An 18525-nucleotide genomic window follows, 5' to 3' on the forward strand; every position below is an offset into this window, starting at 1 on the left:
AAGCTGAAAAAGGTATTGCTTATATTGATGAAATTGATAAGATAGCCCGTAAAACTGCAAACCCTTCGATAACAAGAGATGTTTCAGGCGAAGGGGTCCAACAGGGATTATTAAAGATACTTGAAGGCACTATTGCAAATATTCCTCCTCAAGGTGGACGAAAACATCCTTTGCAAGAATTTATAAAAGTAAACACGAGGGATATTCTTTTTATAGGTGGAGGGACATTTGAAGGTCTCGATAGTATTGCCTTAGAGAGGATAAAGAAAAGAAAAATTGGCTTTGGTATTGATGAAGAAGTAAAAGAAGAATTTCTTAAAATTTTACCTAGTGATCTAATAAAATTTGGTTTTATTCCGGAATTTATTGGTAGATTCCCTGTAATTGCTCGGTTAAATAAACTCGCAAAAGATGAACTGTTAGCGATACTTACTGAACCCAAAAATGCTTTAGTTAAACAGTATCAGAAAATGTTTGCTATTGATGGGGTTGATCTTCAGTTTGAACAAAAAGCACTTGAGTATATTGCAGACGAGTCTTTAAAGTTAAATATTGGTGCACGTGGACTACGTTCGATTATTGAGCAAAGCATGACTGAGTTAATGTATAAAATACCACAAAATAAACAGATTAAAAAATGTATAATCACCAGAGATTTTCTTGAATATGGTTTAGAGCCTGTTCTTTTAAATTCTTTGGGAGAAAAGATTAATTTGAATGAGGTTGCATAGTGGAGGTTTTTAATGAATAATAAAAGATGGGAAAAGGCATATTCACCGTATTTTCCTTTAAGAGGAATAGTGATGTTTCCCGGAATGGTTGTCCCTTTAGTTGTAGGGAGAGCAAAGTCAATAAATGCTATTGAAAAGGCTTTATCGGAAGATAAACTTATAGTAGTTTCTTCACAAAAAAATGGGCTTATTGAGGATCCAGAAACTGAAGATGTTTATGATGTTGGAGTTGGTTGCGAAATTATTCAGGTTTTAAAACTCCCAGACGGCACCTATAGAATTATTGTAGAGGGTATTGAGAGAGTTAAAATTCAGAAGTTTGATTTGGCACCAACAATTTGGCATGTTTCTGTTACTCCTTTAGAAACTTTGTATGAGGAAAGTTCTGAAACTATTGCATTAATGAAACTTGTGTCAGACAAGTTTGCTTTTTATTCTGAACTCAATAAGAAAGTCCCCCAGGATGCGATTTTGAGCTTGACCAATGTCGATGATCCTGAAAGGCTTATTACGGTTGTTATATCAAACCTTTTTGTTTCTGTTGAGGAAAAACAAAAAATCCTTGAGACAATGGGTGTCAAAGACCAACTTAATATGTTACTCGAAATACTCGAAAGAGAGAATACAATCCTTGAAATTTCAAGAGAAATTGATGAAAAGGTAAGGAATAAAATTGAGAAAAGTCAAAAAGAGTATTTTTTGAGGGAAAAACTCAGAGAAATTGAAAAAGAACTTGGAGAAGAAGGTGAAGGTGTTGGCACCATTGGTGAAGTTAAAAGAAAAATGAAGGGGAGAAAGCACCATAAATATGTGAAAGAAAAGATAGAAGAAGAACTTGAAAAACTAAAGAAAATTCCACCGATGAGCCCAGAAAGTGGTGTAATACTAAATTACATTGATTGGCTTTTAGCCCTACCTTGGGATCGAAAAACTATTGATACAATTGATGTTAATGTAGCACAAATGATTTTAGATAAGAATCATTACGACTTGAAAGATGTAAAAGAAAGAATTCTTGAATTAATTGCAGTAAAAAAACTTAAAAAAGATGTAAAAGGTCCTATTCTTTGCCTTGTTGGTCCTCCTGGTGTTGGAAAAACTTCTCTTGGTAGATCTATTGCAGAAGCCTTAGGTAGAAAGTTTGTTCGAGTTTCTCTTGGAGGCATAAGAGATGAGGCTGAAATTAGAGGTCATAGGAGAACGTATGTAGGTGCGCTACCTGGGAGAATTATACAGGGCATTAAGCAAGCAGGAGTTAAAAATCCAGTTTTCCTTCTTGATGAGATCGATAAAGTAGGTACTGATTTTAGGGGGGATCCAACTGCTGCGTTATTAGAGGCATTGGATCCAGAGCAGAACAATTCTTTTTCTGATAACTATATAGAGCTTCCTTTTGACCTTTCAGAGGTTTTGTTTATAACAACAGCAAATGTTGTAGATACCATTCCACCTGCTTTGTTTGATAGAATGGAGGTTTTAAAACTCCCTGGATACGTTGATGAGGAAAAATTACAGATTGCAAAGCGCTTTATTATACCAAAACAAGTTGATGTGCATGGCTTAGTGAAAAGTGATGTTATAATTTCTGATAATGCAATTTTAAAAATCATTAATGATTATACAAGAGAAGCAGGTTTAAGAAATCTTGAACGTTCTATTACTAAAATCATAAGAAAAGTTGCAAAAGAAAAGGCAGAAAAAGGGAGTGTTAGAGTAAAAATTACTGAAAATAATTTAATCAAATATCTTGGAAAGTCAGAGTTTTCAAGAGAATCGCAAGAGAAGAGAAACTTTACTGGAGTTGCTTGCGGAATGGTTGTTACCTTTGCAGGTGGTGATATAGTCTACATTGAAGCAACAAAAATGCCAGGAAAAGGGAGTTTACTTCTTACAGGTCAGTTGGGAGATGTTATGAAGGAATCTGCTCAAGCAGCCTTAAGCTATATAAGAGCTAATACTCAAAAACTTGATATTAAACCAGATTTCTATGATAAATTTGATATCCATATTCATGTTCCTGAAGGTGCTGTTCCAAAAGAAGGACCATCTGCTGGTATTACAATATTTGTTGCTTTGGTATCTGTATTAAAGGAAATCCCTATTGATATAGATGTTGCAATGACAGGTGAAATTACCCTGAGAGGAAGGGTGCTTCCTGTGGGTGGCATTAAAGAGAAAGTACTTGGTGCATATAGGGCTAATAAAAAAACCGTGATTCTTCCAAAGGGAAATGAAATTGATTTAGATGATATTCCAGAGAATGTTAAGAAAAAGGTTAAAATACATTTAATAGAAAACGTAGAGGAGGCATTGAATATTGCGCTAAGAGATGAAAATAGGAACCATTCTTAAAGAAGAAAGAGAAAAACGAGGTTTAACTTTAGAAGATGTTTCAAAAGAAACACTTATAAGACTTTACTATCTTGAGAAAATAGAAAACGATGATTTTGGTTCCGAATTCGATGGCTATATTTTGTCCTATATTCGCATGTATGCAGAATTTCTAAATATAGATTCCTTACCTCTTATAAGTGAATACAAAAGTTTGTTTGTTAAATCTGAAAAGCATGCAAAACACAAAGCATTCCCGATTAGTAAATTTTTCGCAATTCCTTTTCTTATTTTTTTTGCTCTTTTAATCGTAGTTTTTTTATTAAAATCGTTTATTATTAAAAATTCGCAACTTCCGCCAAAGCAGGATATTTCAACCAACATAAGCTCAGAAGTGCCTCCATCAGTTAGTGAAGAAACTCCTTCCAATACAACACCTAAAGAGGAAAATAATGTTGTTGAAGAAACACCAAAGGAAGCGCCAGTTGTTGTTGTTCTTACAGCGTCAGGAAGATGTTGGCTTGGCATAAATCAAGATGGGAAGACGACTCAGAAATTCATAAATAACGGCGAAACACTTAAACTGACTGCACAAAACTATATACAAATAAGGTTTGGTAACGCTAAGGTTGTGAAGATAAATTATAATGGTAAAGATTTAGGCGTGGCAAGTTCTACAAAAACAGTAATTGACTATAAATTCACAAAAGAAAAGGCTCAGTTTTTGGGGAGTCAATGAAGAAAGTTTCTATAGTTAGCCTGGGTTGTCCTAAAAACCTTGTTGATGCTGAAAGAGTGCTTGGATATTTAGCAGGAGACTATAAGATTTCTTTTAATCCTGACAATTCAGATGTTGTTATTATTAATACCTGCGCTTTCTTGGAGGTAGCTCGTAATGAATCTGAAAGTGTGATTAAAGAATTTGTTTTAAAAAAGCGTAAGGGAATTATAGAAAAGGTTGTCGTTATGGGGTGTTATCCTTCGCTAAATGTAGATTATCTGAAAAATAAATTTAAGTACGTAGATGCCTTTGTGGGAACTAATAATTTAGCTGACATTAAGAAGGCAATCGAAAAAGGTGGTTTATTTGTTAACGCTGAACCTGAATTTATAGAGCTACCCCGTTTACAGCTCACTTTGCCTCATTACAGTTATTTAAAAATTGCAGATGGGTGTAATCATAAGTGTGCATTTTGCTTAATACCCAACATCAAAGGCTTGCTTCATAGTTTTAAAATGGAATTTTTAATTGAAGAAGCAAAAGCGTTAGCTCGAAATGGCGTAAAGGAACTGATACTGATAGCTCAAGATACAACACAATACGGACTTGACTTCTATGGGGAAATTAAACTCATTCCACTTTTAGAAGCATTAGAGAAAATCGATGGGTTTGAATGGATAAGGATACTATATACATATCCACAACCTTACATTTTTGAGTTAGTTAAATTTATGAAAGATTCAAAAAAAATTGTTCCATACATAGATATGCCAATACAGCATGTAAGTGATAAGATACTTCGTTTGATGAAAAGAGGGTATTCTGCCCATGAACTTGAAAGGATTGTTGATTTTATCAAATCAAATGGGTTTGCATTGAGGACATCGGTTATAGTAGGATTTCCTCAAGAAGACGATAAAGACTTCGAAGAGCTTTTAAGATTTATTGAGAAATACGGAATAGACCATCTGGGTATATTCGCATACTCAAAAGAAAATGGAACATTTAGTTATTCAATGGAAGATGTTCCTAGTAAGGATGTTCATAATCGCTTAAAAGAGCTTGAGGCACTTAAAGAAGAAATTGCTCTTAAAAGAAGCAACAGCTTTTTAAATAAAGAGGTGCCTTTTGTAGTTGATTTTGTTGATAGGAATAAAAAGATAAGTACAGGAAGGACAATTTTTGATGCTCCCGATATTGATAATATAGTTTATGTTAAAAAAGTCCTTAAGCAATCAAATTTTTACAAAGGTATTGTTAAGCAAGTTGACAAATACGAATGGTTGATAGAGGTATAAGATGAGAATTTTTATAGCCTTGAAAACAACTTCTTATGAGAGCAATTTGTTTAAGTTAGTTTTAGAGTTTAAAAAATCTATTAAGGGGAATATTAAGTGGGTTTCTAAAGACAACCTTCATGTAACGGAAAAATTTTTAGGGGAAGTATCAGAAGATTTTCTTAAAGAAATTTTCCAAATAGTTAATGAAATTGCAAGTTCATTTGAAAGTTTTGACTTCTATATAAAAGGGGTTTCTGGTTTCCCATCAATAGATAATGCAAGAGTTCTTTTCTTTTCTATTGTTGATCCAACTGAATCTATTGTTAAAATCATGAAAGATTTTGATGAGCGCTTTTTGAAATTCGATTTTAAGCGTGAAACCTCATACATCCCGCATATTACTTTTGGTAGGGCTAAAGGTGAGTTTGTGGACATTTCTAAGCTAAGTGTGCCTGACTTTGAAATTAAGGTTTCTGCGTTGGGTTTAACAGTATTTGAAAGTAAACTTGAAAGTAGTGGTCCTAAGTATAATGAAATTGGGGGCTTTGATTTTTTAAATAAGTAATGTTATAATAATTTAAAAAGAGAGGTTGATGGATATGGCTAATAACGAATCTAATGAAAAAGAACAAGCATTAAAACTTGCCATGATGCAAGCAGAAAAGGAATATGGAAAAGGCTCGGTGATGAGGCTTGGAGATAAAAAAGCAAGTTTAAGCATAGAAGTTATACCAACTGGAATTTATTCGCTTGACCTTGCTTTAGGAGTAGGTGGTTTTCCACGTGGAAGAATTATTGAAATTTTTGGCCCTGAAGGAAGTGGAAAAACAACTCTTGCTTTAGAAGCAATAGCAAATACTCAAAAAATGGGTGGTAAAGCCCTTTTTGTGGATGTGGAACATGCCTTTTCACAAGAATATGCAAAGAGTTTGGGAGTAAATGTTGAGGATTTGATTGTTTCTCAGCCTGATTACGCCGAACAGGCGCTTGATATAATAGACATTTTTGTAAGATCTGGCGCTGTTGACATCGTTGTGTTGGATTCTGTTGCTGCACTTGTGCCTAAAGCTGAATTAGAAGGAGAAATGGGCGAATCGTTTATGGGTGTACAGGCAAGGCTAATGTCACAGGCTTTGAGGAAATTAAACGGAAGCATTAGTAAATCAAAAACTTGCATGGTTTTTATTAACCAATTAAGGGAAAAGATTGGTGTTGTATTTGGTAATCCTGAGGTTACTCCTGGCGGCAGGGCACTTAAGTTTTTTGCCTCTGTCCGCCTTGATGTGAGAAGAGCAGAATCGATAAACGGTGATGCTGGTGGTGCAGGCAACAGGATTAGAATTAAAGTCGTTAAAAATAAAGTTGCTCCACCATACAAAGAAGCAGAAGTTGACCTTATTTTTGGTCAAGGAATTTCAAAGATTGCCGATCTCTTTGATGTGGCTGTGCAAAATGAAATTATTAAGAAATCTGGTTCTTTTTATTCCTACGGTGATATTAAACTCGGACAAGGAAGAGATAACGCTATTAAGGTGATTTCAGGTTCAGAAGAATTGCTTCAGAAGATTAAAAAAGAGCTTGATGAGAAACTCTTCACAAAAAAAGAAGAACAATAATGCACTTGAATATGCATTAAAACTAATTTCAAAGAGAGATTATTCAGAATTTGAAATTAGACGAAAATTGAATAAATACACGGCTTCAGAAGTTGAAGAAACTATTTTAAAATTAAAGGGAAGAGGACTTCTTTTGGACGAAAAGTATGCAGCAAACCTCATTGATAAGTGTATAAGTAAAAAGTACGGTTTTTATAAAGTTGAAGAAGTGCTTAGGTCAAAAGGTGTTTTAAATAGTGAAACAAAAGCACTTCTTGCGGAGAAATATTCTTTAGATATTGAAAGAAAGATAATATTGAATTTTTTAAATAAAAAGCCCAAAGATAAGCTTTATCCGTATTTAATTCAAAGAGGTTTTAGGTCCAATATCGTTCAGGAAGTCCTCACCTTAAAAGATTAAGGAGGTGAGAAGATGGATGTTCCATACATTTTGTACATAATAGTAACTATTGTTATGTTTTTAATAGGTGGTCTTTTTGGATGGTTTTTACAAGGTTATGTCTTAAAATCGAAGTATGGTTCAGTAGATGACTACCTTAATAAAAAGAAGAATGAATTAGAAAATGATTTAGAAATCGAAAAGAGGGAGATGAAAGTTGCCCTTAAGGAAGAATACGATAAAAAAGCCCAGGAATTAGAGAATAGAGTTAAAGAGAGACAAAGGGAACTTCAGGAAATTGAGAATAGACTTCTTAAAAAAGAAGAAATAGTTGATAGGCGTTCACAATTAATTGATAAGAAAGAAAAGGACTTAACGAAAAAAGAAGAGGATTTGCATCTATTGGCTAAAACAGTTGAGGAGAAACAAAAGAATATTGATTTAGAACTTTTCAAAATTGCCTCTTTAACAAAAGAAGAAGCAAGAGACATTATCTTAAGAAGGGTTGAACAAGACTTAGCAAAAGAAATTTCTAAAAGAATTGCAGAAGCAGAAGAGGAAATAAAATCACAATCAAAAGAAAAAGCTAAGGTTATTCTTTCACAAGCAATTGAAAATAGTGCTATCGATTATGTTTCTGAAACAACTGTTTCTGTTGTTCCACTCCCGTCGGATGATATTAAAGGAAGAATAATTGGAAGGGATGGAAGAAATATAAGAACTTTTGAAACTCTTACGGGAGTTGATTTACTAATCGATGATACTCCCGAGGCTGTAACCTTATCGTGTTTTGATCCTGTAAGAAGAGAAATTGCAAGAAGAGCATTAGAGAGATTAATTATCGATGGGAGAATTCATCCTGCAAGAATAGAAGAATTTGTTTCTGAAGCTGAAGCTGAGTTTGAAGAAGTTGTTTTGAACGATGCTGAAAAAGCTCTTATGAGTATAGGGCTTTATGGCTTTTCAAACGAGGTAAAACGGCTTATCGGGGAGATGAAGTATAGAACAAGTTACGGACAAAATCTTTTAAAGCATTCTTTAGAAGTTGCTTTAATTGCAGGAAAATTAGCAGAGGAGCTCTCTGAAAATGTAATACTTGCAAAAAGAGCAGGTTTACTCCACGATATTGGTAAAGTGCTTCAACAAGAAATTGAAGGTCCCCATGCTATCATCGGTGGAGAATTTTTAAAGAAATACGGTGAAGATGAAAGAGTTGTCCATGCTGTTCAATCTCATCATGGTGATATTAAGCAAGAGAGTGTGCTTGATGTAATTGTCCAAGTTGCAGATACGCTATCTGCTACAAGACCGGGGGCAAGAAGAGAGGACCTTGAGAATTACATCAAAAGAATGGAGGAACTTGAAAAGATTGCAACCTCAGTGCAAGGAGTAAAAAAAGCGTTCATTGTCCAAGCTGGAAGAGAAGTAAGAATTCTTGTTAATCCAGAAGAGGTAAGCGAAGAAACCTCGTTTAAAATTGCAAGAGATGTCGCAAAAACTATCGAAGAATCTATAGTTTATCCGGGTGTTATAAAGGTTACGGTAGTAAGAGAAACAAGATACATCGAATATGCAAAATAAATTACTTTTCGCAGGCGAATTGGGATTACTTCCTGATTCGCCTGGAGTTTATATTTTTAGAGATGCTAGCGATAAAGTAATTTATGTAGGAAAAGCAAAATCACTCAAAAAGAGGGTAAATTCGTACAAAAACCCAAAAGATGCTAAAGGTGAAGTTTTACTAAGTAGAATAAACTCTGTTGAATTTATAGCGACTAAAAATCCTGATGAAGCACTTTTACTTGAAAATAATCTTATAAAAAAATTTAAACCCCCCTTCAACATAAGGCTTGTTGATGATGAAAATTATCCTTACATAAAAATAACAAATGAAGAATACCCTAGAATTCAAAAGGTTTACCGTATAAGAGGGGAGAAGGGAAGCTATTTTGGTCCATTTCCTCATGGAAGAGCGATTGATACTACCATTAAAACACTAAGAAAAATCTTTCCAATCCGTTCTTGCAATTTAAAAATAGATGATAGTAAAACATATCAGCCATGTATGCTCTATCAAATTGGTTTGTGTCTTGCACCATGTGCACATCTTGTTTCAAAAAGTGATTATATTAAAACTGTTGAGTCTTTTAAGCAATTTTTAAGAAGTGAGGATACCTCTGTAATAAACTCTTTGATGTTAGAGTTAGAGAAGGCTAAAAATGAACTTAATTTTGAAAGTGCAATTATTTTTAGAGATGCAATCAACGGTTTAAAATCAATTTTTTCGTCCCAACGGGTAATTATGGAAGATAATTTGAGTTTTGATTTGATTACCGCAGAGCTTGCAAATGAATATAGTTGTGTAGTTAAAGTTTCTATAAGGGAAGGCCGAGTTGTGAGTTTGTATCCCTTTATATTTTCTTCATATGAAGATAAGCAGTCTCTTATTGAAGCATTTTTGCTAAGTTATCCTGAGCACATTACCGCAAATGAACTTTATATTGATTGTAAACTCGAAAGTAAAGGTGCTTTGGAGAATTTTTTGAAACTAAAATTGAAACACGATGTTAAAATTAAAAAAGTGCGTGGTGTGGCAGTTAAAAAAGTGTTAGAATTAGCAGTTGATAATGCAAAAATGCATTTAGAAAACTATGTCAAAAGAAGGGAAGAGACTACTAACCTACTTTTGATACAACTAAAAAACATACTTAGTATAAAAAATATTCCTATAAGAATTGAGGGTTATGATATTTCAAATATACAGGGTGAATTTGCTGTGGGATCTATGGTTGTATTCATCAATGGTAAACCAGATAAAGATGAATACAGACACTTTAAAATAAAATACACACCCGGACCAAATGACTATGGAATGCTTTATGAGGTATTATTAAGAAGATTCACCAATAAAGAAGATACCTTTTCTAAAGGAGTGCCAAATCTCTTGTTAATTGATGGTGGCTTAGGTCAAATTCAAGTTGCTATGCGTGTTAAAAAAGAGCTTAATTTAGATGTTGATATCATTTCTCTTGCTAAAAAAGAAGAGTTGATATACATTGAGAATAGCAATACTCCAATAAAACTTAATAGAGATTCTGAAGTCTTGAAATTGCTTCAAAGAATAAGGGACGAAGCTCATAGGTTTGCAATCTCATATTTTAAAAAGATATATTCAATGGAAATAAGAGGTGAAAAAAATGCGAAAAAGAAATGAAGGAATTATTGCAAGTTTTATAGTCACCTTTGTTTCACTTTATCTTGTCGGCTTAATTTTCCCTAAGATTTACTTTGACAACACTTTAAGTATTATTGCGGCTGGAATAATCTTTGGCATTGTTAATGCCACCATAAAACCAGTTTTTATTTTCTTTTCGCTTCCTCTTGTTTTTTTAACCTTTGGACTTTTTATGTTTATAATTAACGGTTTGATGTTTGTAGTAGTTTCCAAGTTGGTTCCTGGTTTTCATGTTGAATCATTTTGGGATGCAGTATTTGCTTCAATTTTGTTGTCTTTTTTGAACAACTTAATAAGGAGCGTTTTCTTTGGTTAAAGAGCAAAAGTCTTGTGTTATTGTAAATGTTGTTGATCCCAAGAAAAAGGAGATTTTTAGGGATTCTTTTGAAGAATTTCGCCTCTTAGTGGAAACACTTTCTTATGAAATTGTTGCAGAGACTGTATACACAATAAGAGAGCCTCATTATGCAACTTTTTTAGGAAAAGGTAAAATCGAGGAATTGAAAAATCTCGTTAAACTAACAGAAGCTTCGATTATCTTCATTGATTCAACTTTAACTTTTCTTCAGTTGAGAAACCTTTCAAAGGAAATTGGTGTGCCTATTGTAGATAGGCCACATTTGATTCTTATGATTTTTAGTTTCAGAGCAAAGACTCTTGAAGCAAAACTCCAAGTTGAACTTTCTCAACTAAAAATGCATTTGCCAGAGATCGTCCATAGTGATGTAGATTTAGACCAGCAAACAGGTTCTATGTTTGGTTTAAAAGGAGCAGGAGAAAGAAAAACAGAGATCAAAAGAAGATATATTGAAAACAGAATTAAAGTTCTTGAAAATAAACTTGAGGAAATTAAAAAACACAGATTTGAAGTAAGAAAAAAACGAAAAAAAGGCAAAATACCTATTGTATCAATTGTAGGGTATACAAATGTAGGTAAATCTACGCTTTTAAATGTTTTAACAGCAAGTGAAGCAAAAGTAGAGGATAAACTTTTTGCAACACTTGATACTCTTGCAAGGGTAGGGGAGATAAAAGAAGGTTTAACTGCAATATTTGTTGATACAATCGGATTTATAAGTAATCTTCCGCCGCAACTCGTTTATTCCTTTAGATCAACCCTTGAAGAGATACTTGATTCTTGGCTCATTATACATCTTATAGATGTAAGTGATTCTCAATTCCGTGCGAAGATGGATGTAGTCTTAGAAACGTTGAATGCCTTAGGCGTTCACGATATTCCTATCATTACTGTTTTTAACAAAATTGATTTAGTTGATCCAAATACCATCCAATACTTACAAAAAAGTTTTCCTTCCGCTGTTTTTGTTTCTGCTCTTAAAAATTTAGGTATCGATAAACTAAAAGATACTATTTTTATGGCATTAAAGGACCTTGTTATAAATTCAAAAATCTTCATACCATTTAGCAAACTGTATTTGTTAGATGAGATTTATAATTCGATGCATGTAATTTCAAGAAAAGATACCGAAGAAGGTATAATACTATTTGTTGAAGGTTATCTAAATAATGTTTATAAATATAAGGAATTTTTTGCTAACAAATTTTGAAAATTTAATTAAAATATTACAATAGGGCTATGAATGGAAATTATGTTGATGTAGTAGTTTTTGTCTTACTGATGGTAGAATTTTTTATAGGTATAAACAAAGGTGCTATCTTGTTTATTACAGACACCATTGGAGTATTTCTAGCGTTCTTTGGAGCAAGGTATCTAACAAACCCTGTTGCCCAGTTTCTTTCAGATAAATTTGGCCTTGATAAGATTTTTAGTGAAAAACTTGCTTCCCTAATTAACTTACCACAAGGGCTTTCAACACTTCCACTAAATTACAACAATTTGAACCAGGCAGTTGATGCTCTAAAGTTTCCAAGTTTTCTTAGATCGGTTGCCTTAAGTGGTAATTTAAACTTAAACATTAACGTTGGGCAATACCTTGCAAATATCCTTGGATATTATTTACTTTTGGTTGTTTCTTTTATACTGGTTTTTTTATTAATCATAATAGTTTTTAGAATTTTAGGCTATGTTTTAAGAAATTTGTTTAGGGTGAGTCCGTTCTTAAAATGGGTGGATATGGTTTTAGGAGGAGTTCTAAGAGTATTTATATATTTGGTTGTAATTTCGGTATTAGTTCATTTACTTGGTTATATTTTTACATTTTTAAAATTAGAATCAAACAGTTTTTTCAAAGTCCTTATAAACTCAAAAACTTACGAAATATCTGAAAAATATTTTCCACTGGTTGTTAATTACTTGAACATCGTTTTCTCTACCTTTAAATGAAATGGCAAATGTCGATTTTTTGGATTATGACCTTGAAAAGGAGTTAATAGCTCAACACCCAATTTATCCTCGTGACCATGCAAGGCTTATGGTTTTCCATAGGAATAGTGGTAGAATTGAACATAAGAAGTTTTATGAAATTGTCGAATATATAAACCCCAATGATTGTATTGTAATTAATAATTCAAAAGTATTAAGAGCCCGTTTTTTAGGTAAAGACTCAAAAACTCTTGGAAAAAGGGAAATTTTTCTCATTAAATATTTGGGTGTTAATCAATGGGTTGCCCTTACAAATCCAAATAAAAAGGTAAAAGTTGATGACTTAATTTTGATTAACGAATCTCCCTATATTGCCGTTAAGGTATTAAGAAAAGAAAATTATGGAGAAAATGTTGTCGAATTTTTAAGTCCACTTTCCATGGAGGAAATTTTAAATTACGGCGAAGTGCCTCTTCCTCCTTATATTAAATCAAAGGCAATTGAATCTGAATATCAAACAATTTATGCAGAGCTTTTAGGATCAGTTGCTTCGCCAACGGCAGGTTTACATTTTACTGATGAACTTTTTGATAAAATAAGAGATATTGGTGCTAGGATTACCTATATTACTTTGCATGTTGGTTTGGGAACCTTTAAACCCATTAAGGTGGACGACCTAAATAAACATAAGATGCATGAAGAGGAATTCTTTATCTCTGAAGAAAGTGCAAAAATTATTAATGAAACGAAGAGATTGGGTGGTAAAATCATTGCTGTTGGTACAACGACAGTAAGGACTCTTGAAACGGCGTCATCAAGAGAAGGTTTTTTAAAGCCGATGAGTGGTTATACACGTTTGTTTATTAAGCCAGGTTATCCATTTAAGGTGGTTGATCGTATTGTTACAAATTTTCACTTTCCAAAGACTACCCTTATTGCGCTTGTAAGTGCCTTTGCAGGGGTTGAATTAACTCAAAAAGCGTATAGAATAGCCATTAGTGAAAGATACAGATTTTATAGTTTTGGAGATGCCATGTTGATACTGTGAGGTGCAAAATGTATGATATAAAATTTAAAATTCTTAAGACAGATGATTGGTCTAGGGCAAGAATTACACAGTTTGAAACTCCACACGGTGTAATTGAAACACCTGTATTTATGCCTGTTGGGACACAAGCAACTGTAAAAACTTTAACTTCAGATGAGTTAAGAGATATTGGTTTTAAGATAATTCTTGCTAATACTTATCATCTTTATTTACAACCAGGAGCCGATGTTATTAAGAAGGCTGGATACTTACATAAATTTATGGATTGGGATGGTGCAGTACTTACAGATAGTGGAGGTTTCCAAGTTTTATCTCTTAAAGAATTGAGAAAGATTTCAAGCGATGGTGTTGAGTTTAGGTCGTTCATAGACGGATCGAAACATTTCTTCACTCCAGAATTGGTTGTTGAAACTCAAGAAAAAATTGGTTCTGATATTGCAATACCCCTTGATATATGTGGAACGTATCCAAGCCCAAAAGAGGAAACAAAAAGGGAGTTAGATATAACAGTTGATTGGGCTATAAGAAGTTTAAAAGCTCATAAAAAAGAAGACCAAATACTCTTTGGGGTTATTCAAGGTGGTTTTTATAAGGACTTAAGAAAAGAGGCTGTAGAAAGAATCCTTGAATTGGATTTTCCTGGGGTTACCTTGGGTGGATTAAGTATTGGTGAAGAAAAAGAGCTTACTAAAGAAATGGTTGATTACACTGTGTCACTTCTTCCAGAGAATAAGCCCAGGTATTTTATGGGTGTAGGCGACCCGTTAAGCATTCTTGAATATGTGCGACTTGGAGTTGATATGTTTGATTGTGTTCTTCCAACCAGGATAGCAAGAAATAGAAGCCTCTTAACGAAAAATGGGACTATTAAAATTACAAAAAGTATCTATAAGGAAGATTTTACTCCTATTGAAGATGATTGTAAGTGTTATACTTGCACACATTATACAAAGGCGTATTTAAACCATCTTTTTAAGGCAAAAGAGTTTCTTGCAGGAAGACTTGCAACGATTCATAATTTGTATTTCATGCAACAGTTTATACTTGATATTAGGAACGCAATTAAGGAAGGACGTTTTAGAGAATTTTACGAAAGTTTTAAGTCCAAATACAAAAATTCTTAAGTTTTTTAACAAAAGTATTATGAGTTAATTTTCTTTTATAATTTTTTGCTATAATTATTTAGATACTGTAAAAAAATAAAGGAGGTTTTAAATGAAAAAGTTGGTATCTTTACTTTTAGTAATTGCTCTTTTAATTCCACTTTTACAAGGATGTTCGTCTAAACCAAAACCTCTCAATGTTATAATAGTTTGGCATAATCATCAGCCATTTTATAAAGATCCTTTAACAAATGAATTTATTCTTCCATGGGTAAGGTTGCATGGAGCAAAAGATTATTACCGTATGCCGTATATTGTGTCGCAATTTCCGGACTTACACATAACTTTTGATTTATCGGGAAGTTTGATTTCCCAAATTATCGATTACCAAAATGGTCAAATCGACGAAAACCTTAAATTGAGTAAGATTATTCCTGAGGACTTATCTACTTCCCAAAAAATTAAGATATTATCAATCCCTGGTGGATTTTTTGATATTAACTGGGACCATATTGTGAAAAAAGTCCCATTATTTAATGATATACTTGAAAAAAGAAACACTGCTTTTAAAGATTCTTCAGATAATCCTGAAATAGCAGTGCAAAAATTATCACCACAAGATTACTTGAACTTACAAACCCTTTTTAACCTCTTCTGGCTAGATATCGATTTTATTAAAAATGATAAAGATTTATCTCTCTTACTTGATAAGGCATACAAAAAGAATAATTTTACAATTTCTGACAGAGATTTAGTTTTAAAAAAACAAATGGAAATTATTAATAAGATTTTTGGGATATACAAAGACTTATCTTCTAAAAACCTAATTGAACTAGTTTCAACTCCTTATGCTCATCCTATATCACCTTTACTTGTTGATTTTGGATTGAGTATTGATTTATCAAAACAACTTGATAAATCTAATGAGGTTTTTTACAAGGTTTTTGGTTTTTATCCAAAAGGAATTTGGGCTTCCGAATGTGCCATTAATGACGAAACCCTAAAGATATTCTCAGAAAAAGGTCTTAAGTGGACTATTTCTGATGTTGATAACTTACCACAGCTCGGAGTAAATAAAGATGATCCGCTTGAAAAGTATGTCCCTTATGAGATAAATGGTGTTACAGTTTTCTTTAGAGATAAATACCTTTCAGATGGAATTGGTTTTCGTTATTCAGGGCAAAGTGTAAACGAAGCAGTTTCTGATGTAGAAAATACTTTAAGGAGCATTCAATCTCTTAACAAAAATGGTTCTTTAGTTTATACAATTGCTCTTGATGGTGAAAACGCATGGGAGTATTACAATAACGATGGCAACGATTTCTTAAAAGCTTTTTACGGTAAACTCTCCTCTCTTCAAAAAGAAGGTGTAATAAAAGTTGTTACCCCCTCAGAATACTTATCGAAATTTAAACCTAAAAGTGTTTCCGAGCATACAGTTACCGTCCTTGATCTAAGCGGCAAAGATATTTCGAATATTAACTCTTATTCTAACTTACCAACAAAAGAGGTCCAAGGTTACTTTGGAGAGTCAAGCTGGATAAACCCAACTCTTGACACATGGATTGGTGAGCCTCAAGAAAACGTTGCTTGGAAATGGCTTATTGATGCCCATAAGACCTTTAATGAAAGTAAAAATTCCTTAAGTGAAGAAAACCTTAATAAAGCAAATGATTTTCTTTTAATAGCAGAGGGTTCTGATTGGTTTTGGTGGTATGGAAGTGACCAAAGTTCAGGTAACGATAGAGGGTTTGATAGACTTTATAAATTGTATTTAGGTGGACTTTATAAAACATTAGGCAAACAAATCCCTGATTACTTATTTGGAAACTTTTTCCCAGACGGAGAGCCTTATTCAATGTCTGAAGTAAGTCTCAAGGAAAATGAGCCAAAAAGCATAGATATTCCCTCCCAAAATATTAAGGCAAGTATTAATTTTGATGGGAAAAATATTTCTATAAGTTTTCCTTTAAAAGACTACATAGTTGCAGTTTACTACGGCAAGACTCTGAATACATTTTTAAGAGAGCAGAAAAAACCTATTGATTTTTCAATAGACTACTTTCCTTTTGATAAAGATAGTATAGGTATGCCTGTTGATTTTGAAAGTTATTTTGTTAACGGTAAAACTAGTATAGATACAACCAACCTCAATTTGGATAAACTTTATATTTCTTTAGTTTCGTTAAAAGATGGTAAGTTGGTGTCTTTCACGGAACCTTTAAGGATTAAGCTTCCTGTTAAAATTTCAGGTGCACTTGTAGGAGAACTATACGATGAAGCAAATGATGATAATGGTCCTGGAACTTATACCTATCCATTGAATGATGTTTTCAAGAATAGGGGACATCTTTTTGATTTAATCTCATTTAAGATGTTTGATAACGGAGAAAATTATCTATTACAATATGAAATGGGTTCCGTTGGTGGTAATCCGTGGAATGGGCCAAATGGTTTTTCCTTCCAGATCATTGAAACTTATTTTGATGTGAAAGATGGTGGAAAAACTGTAACAATCGATCCTAAGGGACCAAAAGTGAACATAGATCCAAACCATCCTTGGGATTTAGCAATTCGTGTTGCAGGTTGGTCTTATGGTAATTTCATTATGGATGCATCGGATAATGTCTACCAAGGAGAATTAGGCATATCCGTTGACAATGAGAAAAATATTATTAACGTAATTTTACCTAAAAAATATCTAAATATAAGTAGCTCTTATAAGCCATATATTACAATTCTCTCTGGTAACCAAGATGGATATGGAGAGGGTTATTTTAGAGCAATTCAACAGACTGCAAGTGAATGGGCAAGTGGTGGAGGAAACCCTGAAGCGATAAACGAGGGAATTCTACCAAAAGTTTTTGATATTTTTGTGCCTAGAGGAATGACTCAAAAAGATATTTTAACTTCGTATGATGTGAAGAATAAGACATTTGCAACTGTGCCGATGCTTCCACTTTCAACAGCTCTCAAAACACCTAATTTAATAGGAACTTATGAACTTAATCTTCCGAAAATTATGCTACCTTTAACTGAGTTCGAGGTAAGTATAGATATAAAAAATAATGGAAAAGGTGCACAGAAAGATTTAGAAGGAAACGAATTGGTTTTAAAACTCCCCAAATATGTTGATTTTATTAGTGCTGAAGCAAGCAAGGGAAAGGTTTCTTTTGCTAATTCTCTTGTATCATTTAACGGGAGCTTAGAAAGTGGCGAAACAGTTAAATTAAAGTTGAGAATGAAGCTATCCAAAGATGTTCCAAATGCATATAAAGAAGTATTTAATGGAACATTGAATTACGATGGGGATGGTGTTAAGAAAAATACTGCTAAAAATGAGTTTGAGTTTTATTTCTTTACTTCCTACAAAGTTGAAGTTAATCTTCCTTTTGAAGGTAATTATCTTTTTAGAAACAAAGAAAAAATTCCTTTTACCATTAAAAATATCGTAACTCATTATGATGAAAAGATAAAAGATTATACAACTTCTTTAGAAGATTTAAGTAAGGCATTAGGAATGGATTATAACTTCGATGGAAAAAAACTCACTCTTGTCTTCTTTGAAAACAAATACGAGCATTGGGTAGGTCAAAACAAGTCATTACTTAATGGAAACGCTGTGCCGTTGGTTGAAGGTAATAGTAGTATTGCAAGTTATGTTGAGAACGGTAACATAGTTTTTCCACTTACTGCACTTGCAAAATCTTTTGGTTTTAAGTATAACATAGACAATGGAAATAAAAATTTAAATATAACATATTTACCGTAGTTGGTGGGTATAAAAATTTGATTGT

The 18525-nt window shown here is 33.1% G+C and carries 15 protein-coding genes; all 15 read left to right on the plus strand.

The features are described 5' to 3' along the window. Positions 1-731: AAA family ATPase (locus K6343_00405; protein ID MEF3244435.1), on the plus strand; the 731-nt coding region annotated here is incomplete at its 5' end. Between the two features lie 12 nt (positions 732-743). Next, positions 744-3083, plus strand: coding sequence for an endopeptidase La (lon, locus tag K6343_00410; protein MEF3244436.1), 2340 nt, complete (start codon positions 744-746; stop codon positions 3081-3083). After that, complete coding sequence (locus tag K6343_00415) at positions 3061-3801, plus strand: DUF4115 domain-containing protein (GenBank protein ID MEF3244437.1); 741 nt, start codon at positions 3061-3063, stop codon at positions 3799-3801. The genes lon and K6343_00415 overlap by 23 nt, the downstream gene beginning before the upstream one ends. Next, entirely contained in the window at positions 3798-5081 is a 1284-nt protein-coding gene (rimO, locus tag K6343_00420) for a 30S ribosomal protein S12 methylthiotransferase RimO (protein MEF3244438.1), read from the plus strand. Before K6343_00415 ends, rimO begins: the two co-directional genes overlap by 4 nt. Position 5082: 1 nt before the next feature. Further along, a complete protein-coding gene (gene thpR, locus K6343_00425) occupies positions 5083-5628 on the plus strand; it encodes an RNA 2',3'-cyclic phosphodiesterase (protein MEF3244439.1) in 546 nt (181 codons plus the stop codon). A gap of 34 nt (positions 5629-5662) precedes the next feature. Next, complete coding sequence (gene recA, locus K6343_00430; GenBank protein MEF3244440.1) at positions 5663-6679, plus strand: recombinase RecA; 1017 nt, start codon at positions 5663-5665, stop codon at positions 6677-6679. Beyond that, positions 6645-7079, plus strand: a complete 435-nt coding sequence (locus K6343_00435; protein MEF3244441.1) for a RecX family transcriptional regulator — start codon at positions 6645-6647, stop codon at positions 7077-7079. Before recA ends, K6343_00435 begins: the two co-directional genes overlap by 35 nt. Positions 7080-7091: 12 nt before the next feature. Further along, entirely contained in the window at positions 7092-8639 is a 1548-nt protein-coding gene (gene rny, locus K6343_00440; protein MEF3244442.1) for a ribonuclease Y, read from the plus strand. After that, positions 8629-10272 carry an excinuclease ABC subunit UvrC gene (gene uvrC / locus K6343_00445; protein ID MEF3244443.1) on the plus strand — a complete coding sequence of 548 codons (1644 nt, stop codon included), beginning with the start codon at positions 8629-8631 and terminating at the stop codon, positions 10270-10272. The genes rny and uvrC overlap by 11 nt, the downstream gene beginning before the upstream one ends. Then, positions 10256-10609, plus strand: a complete 354-nt coding sequence (locus K6343_00450) for a phage holin family protein (protein MEF3244444.1) — start codon at positions 10256-10258, stop codon at positions 10607-10609. The genes uvrC and K6343_00450 overlap by 17 nt, the downstream gene beginning before the upstream one ends. Next, positions 10602-11861 (plus strand): GTPase HflX, encoded by a 1260-nt coding sequence (gene hflX, locus K6343_00455; GenBank protein ID MEF3244445.1) that lies wholly within the window; start codon positions 10602-10604, stop codon positions 11859-11861. Before K6343_00450 ends, hflX begins: the two co-directional genes overlap by 8 nt. A 29-nt stretch (positions 11862-11890) precedes the next feature. Continuing rightward, the gene (locus K6343_00460) at positions 11891-12598 is read left to right on the plus strand and encodes a CvpA family protein (protein ID MEF3244446.1); all 708 of its coding nucleotides are present in this window, start codon (positions 11891-11893) and stop codon (positions 12596-12598) included. 1 nt (position 12599) lies between these two features. Then, on the plus strand, positions 12600-13625 hold the full coding sequence (gene queA, locus K6343_00465) for a tRNA preQ1(34) S-adenosylmethionine ribosyltransferase-isomerase QueA (protein MEF3244447.1): 1026 nt from the start codon (positions 12600-12602) through the stop codon (positions 13623-13625). Positions 13626-13633: 8 nt separating this feature from the next. Continuing rightward, positions 13634-14749, plus strand: coding sequence for a tRNA guanosine(34) transglycosylase Tgt (tgt, locus tag K6343_00470; GenBank protein ID MEF3244448.1), 1116 nt, complete (start codon positions 13634-13636; stop codon positions 14747-14749). A gap of 91 nt (positions 14750-14840) precedes the next feature. After that, on the plus strand, positions 14841-18500 hold the full coding sequence (locus K6343_00475; protein MEF3244449.1) for a hypothetical protein: 3660 nt from the start codon (positions 14841-14843) through the stop codon (positions 18498-18500). Positions 18501-18525 lie beyond the last annotated feature (25 nt).

The organism is Caldisericaceae bacterium (assembly GCA_036574215.1).
GTDB lineage: Bacteria > Caldisericota > Caldisericia > Caldisericales > Caldisericaceae > Caldisericum.

Coding starts and splice junctions, on each gene's coding strand:
- K6343_00450 (MEF3244444.1), top strand. CDS start 10,256: ATGCGAAAAAGAAATGAAGGAATTATTGCAAGTTTTATAGTCACCTTT.
- K6343_00475 (MEF3244449.1), top strand. CDS start 14,841: ATGAAAAAGTTGGTATCTTTACTTTTAGTAATTGCTCTTTTAATTCCA.
- recA (MEF3244440.1), top strand. CDS start 5,663: ATGGCTAATAACGAATCTAATGAAAAAGAACAAGCATTAAAACTTGCC.
- rimO (MEF3244438.1), top strand. CDS start 3,798: ATGAAGAAAGTTTCTATAGTTAGCCTGGGTTGTCCTAAAAACCTTGTT.
- K6343_00415 (MEF3244437.1), top strand. CDS start 3,061: ATGAAAATAGGAACCATTCTTAAAGAAGAAAGAGAAAAACGAGGTTTA.
- queA (MEF3244447.1), top strand. CDS start 12,600: ATGGCAAATGTCGATTTTTTGGATTATGACCTTGAAAAGGAGTTAATA.
- uvrC (MEF3244443.1), top strand. CDS start 8,629: ATGCAAAATAAATTACTTTTCGCAGGCGAATTGGGATTACTTCCTGAT.
- thpR (MEF3244439.1), top strand. CDS start 5,083: ATGAGAATTTTTATAGCCTTGAAAACAACTTCTTATGAGAGCAATTTG.
- lon (MEF3244436.1), top strand. CDS start 744: ATGAATAATAAAAGATGGGAAAAGGCATATTCACCGTATTTTCCTTTA.
- rny (MEF3244442.1), top strand. CDS start 7,092: ATGGATGTTCCATACATTTTGTACATAATAGTAACTATTGTTATGTTT.
- K6343_00435 (MEF3244441.1), top strand. CDS start 6,645: ATGAGAAACTCTTCACAAAAAAAGAAGAACAATAATGCACTTGAATAT.
- K6343_00460 (MEF3244446.1), top strand. CDS start 11,891: ATGAATGGAAATTATGTTGATGTAGTAGTTTTTGTCTTACTGATGGTA.
- tgt (MEF3244448.1), top strand. CDS start 13,634: ATGTATGATATAAAATTTAAAATTCTTAAGACAGATGATTGGTCTAGG.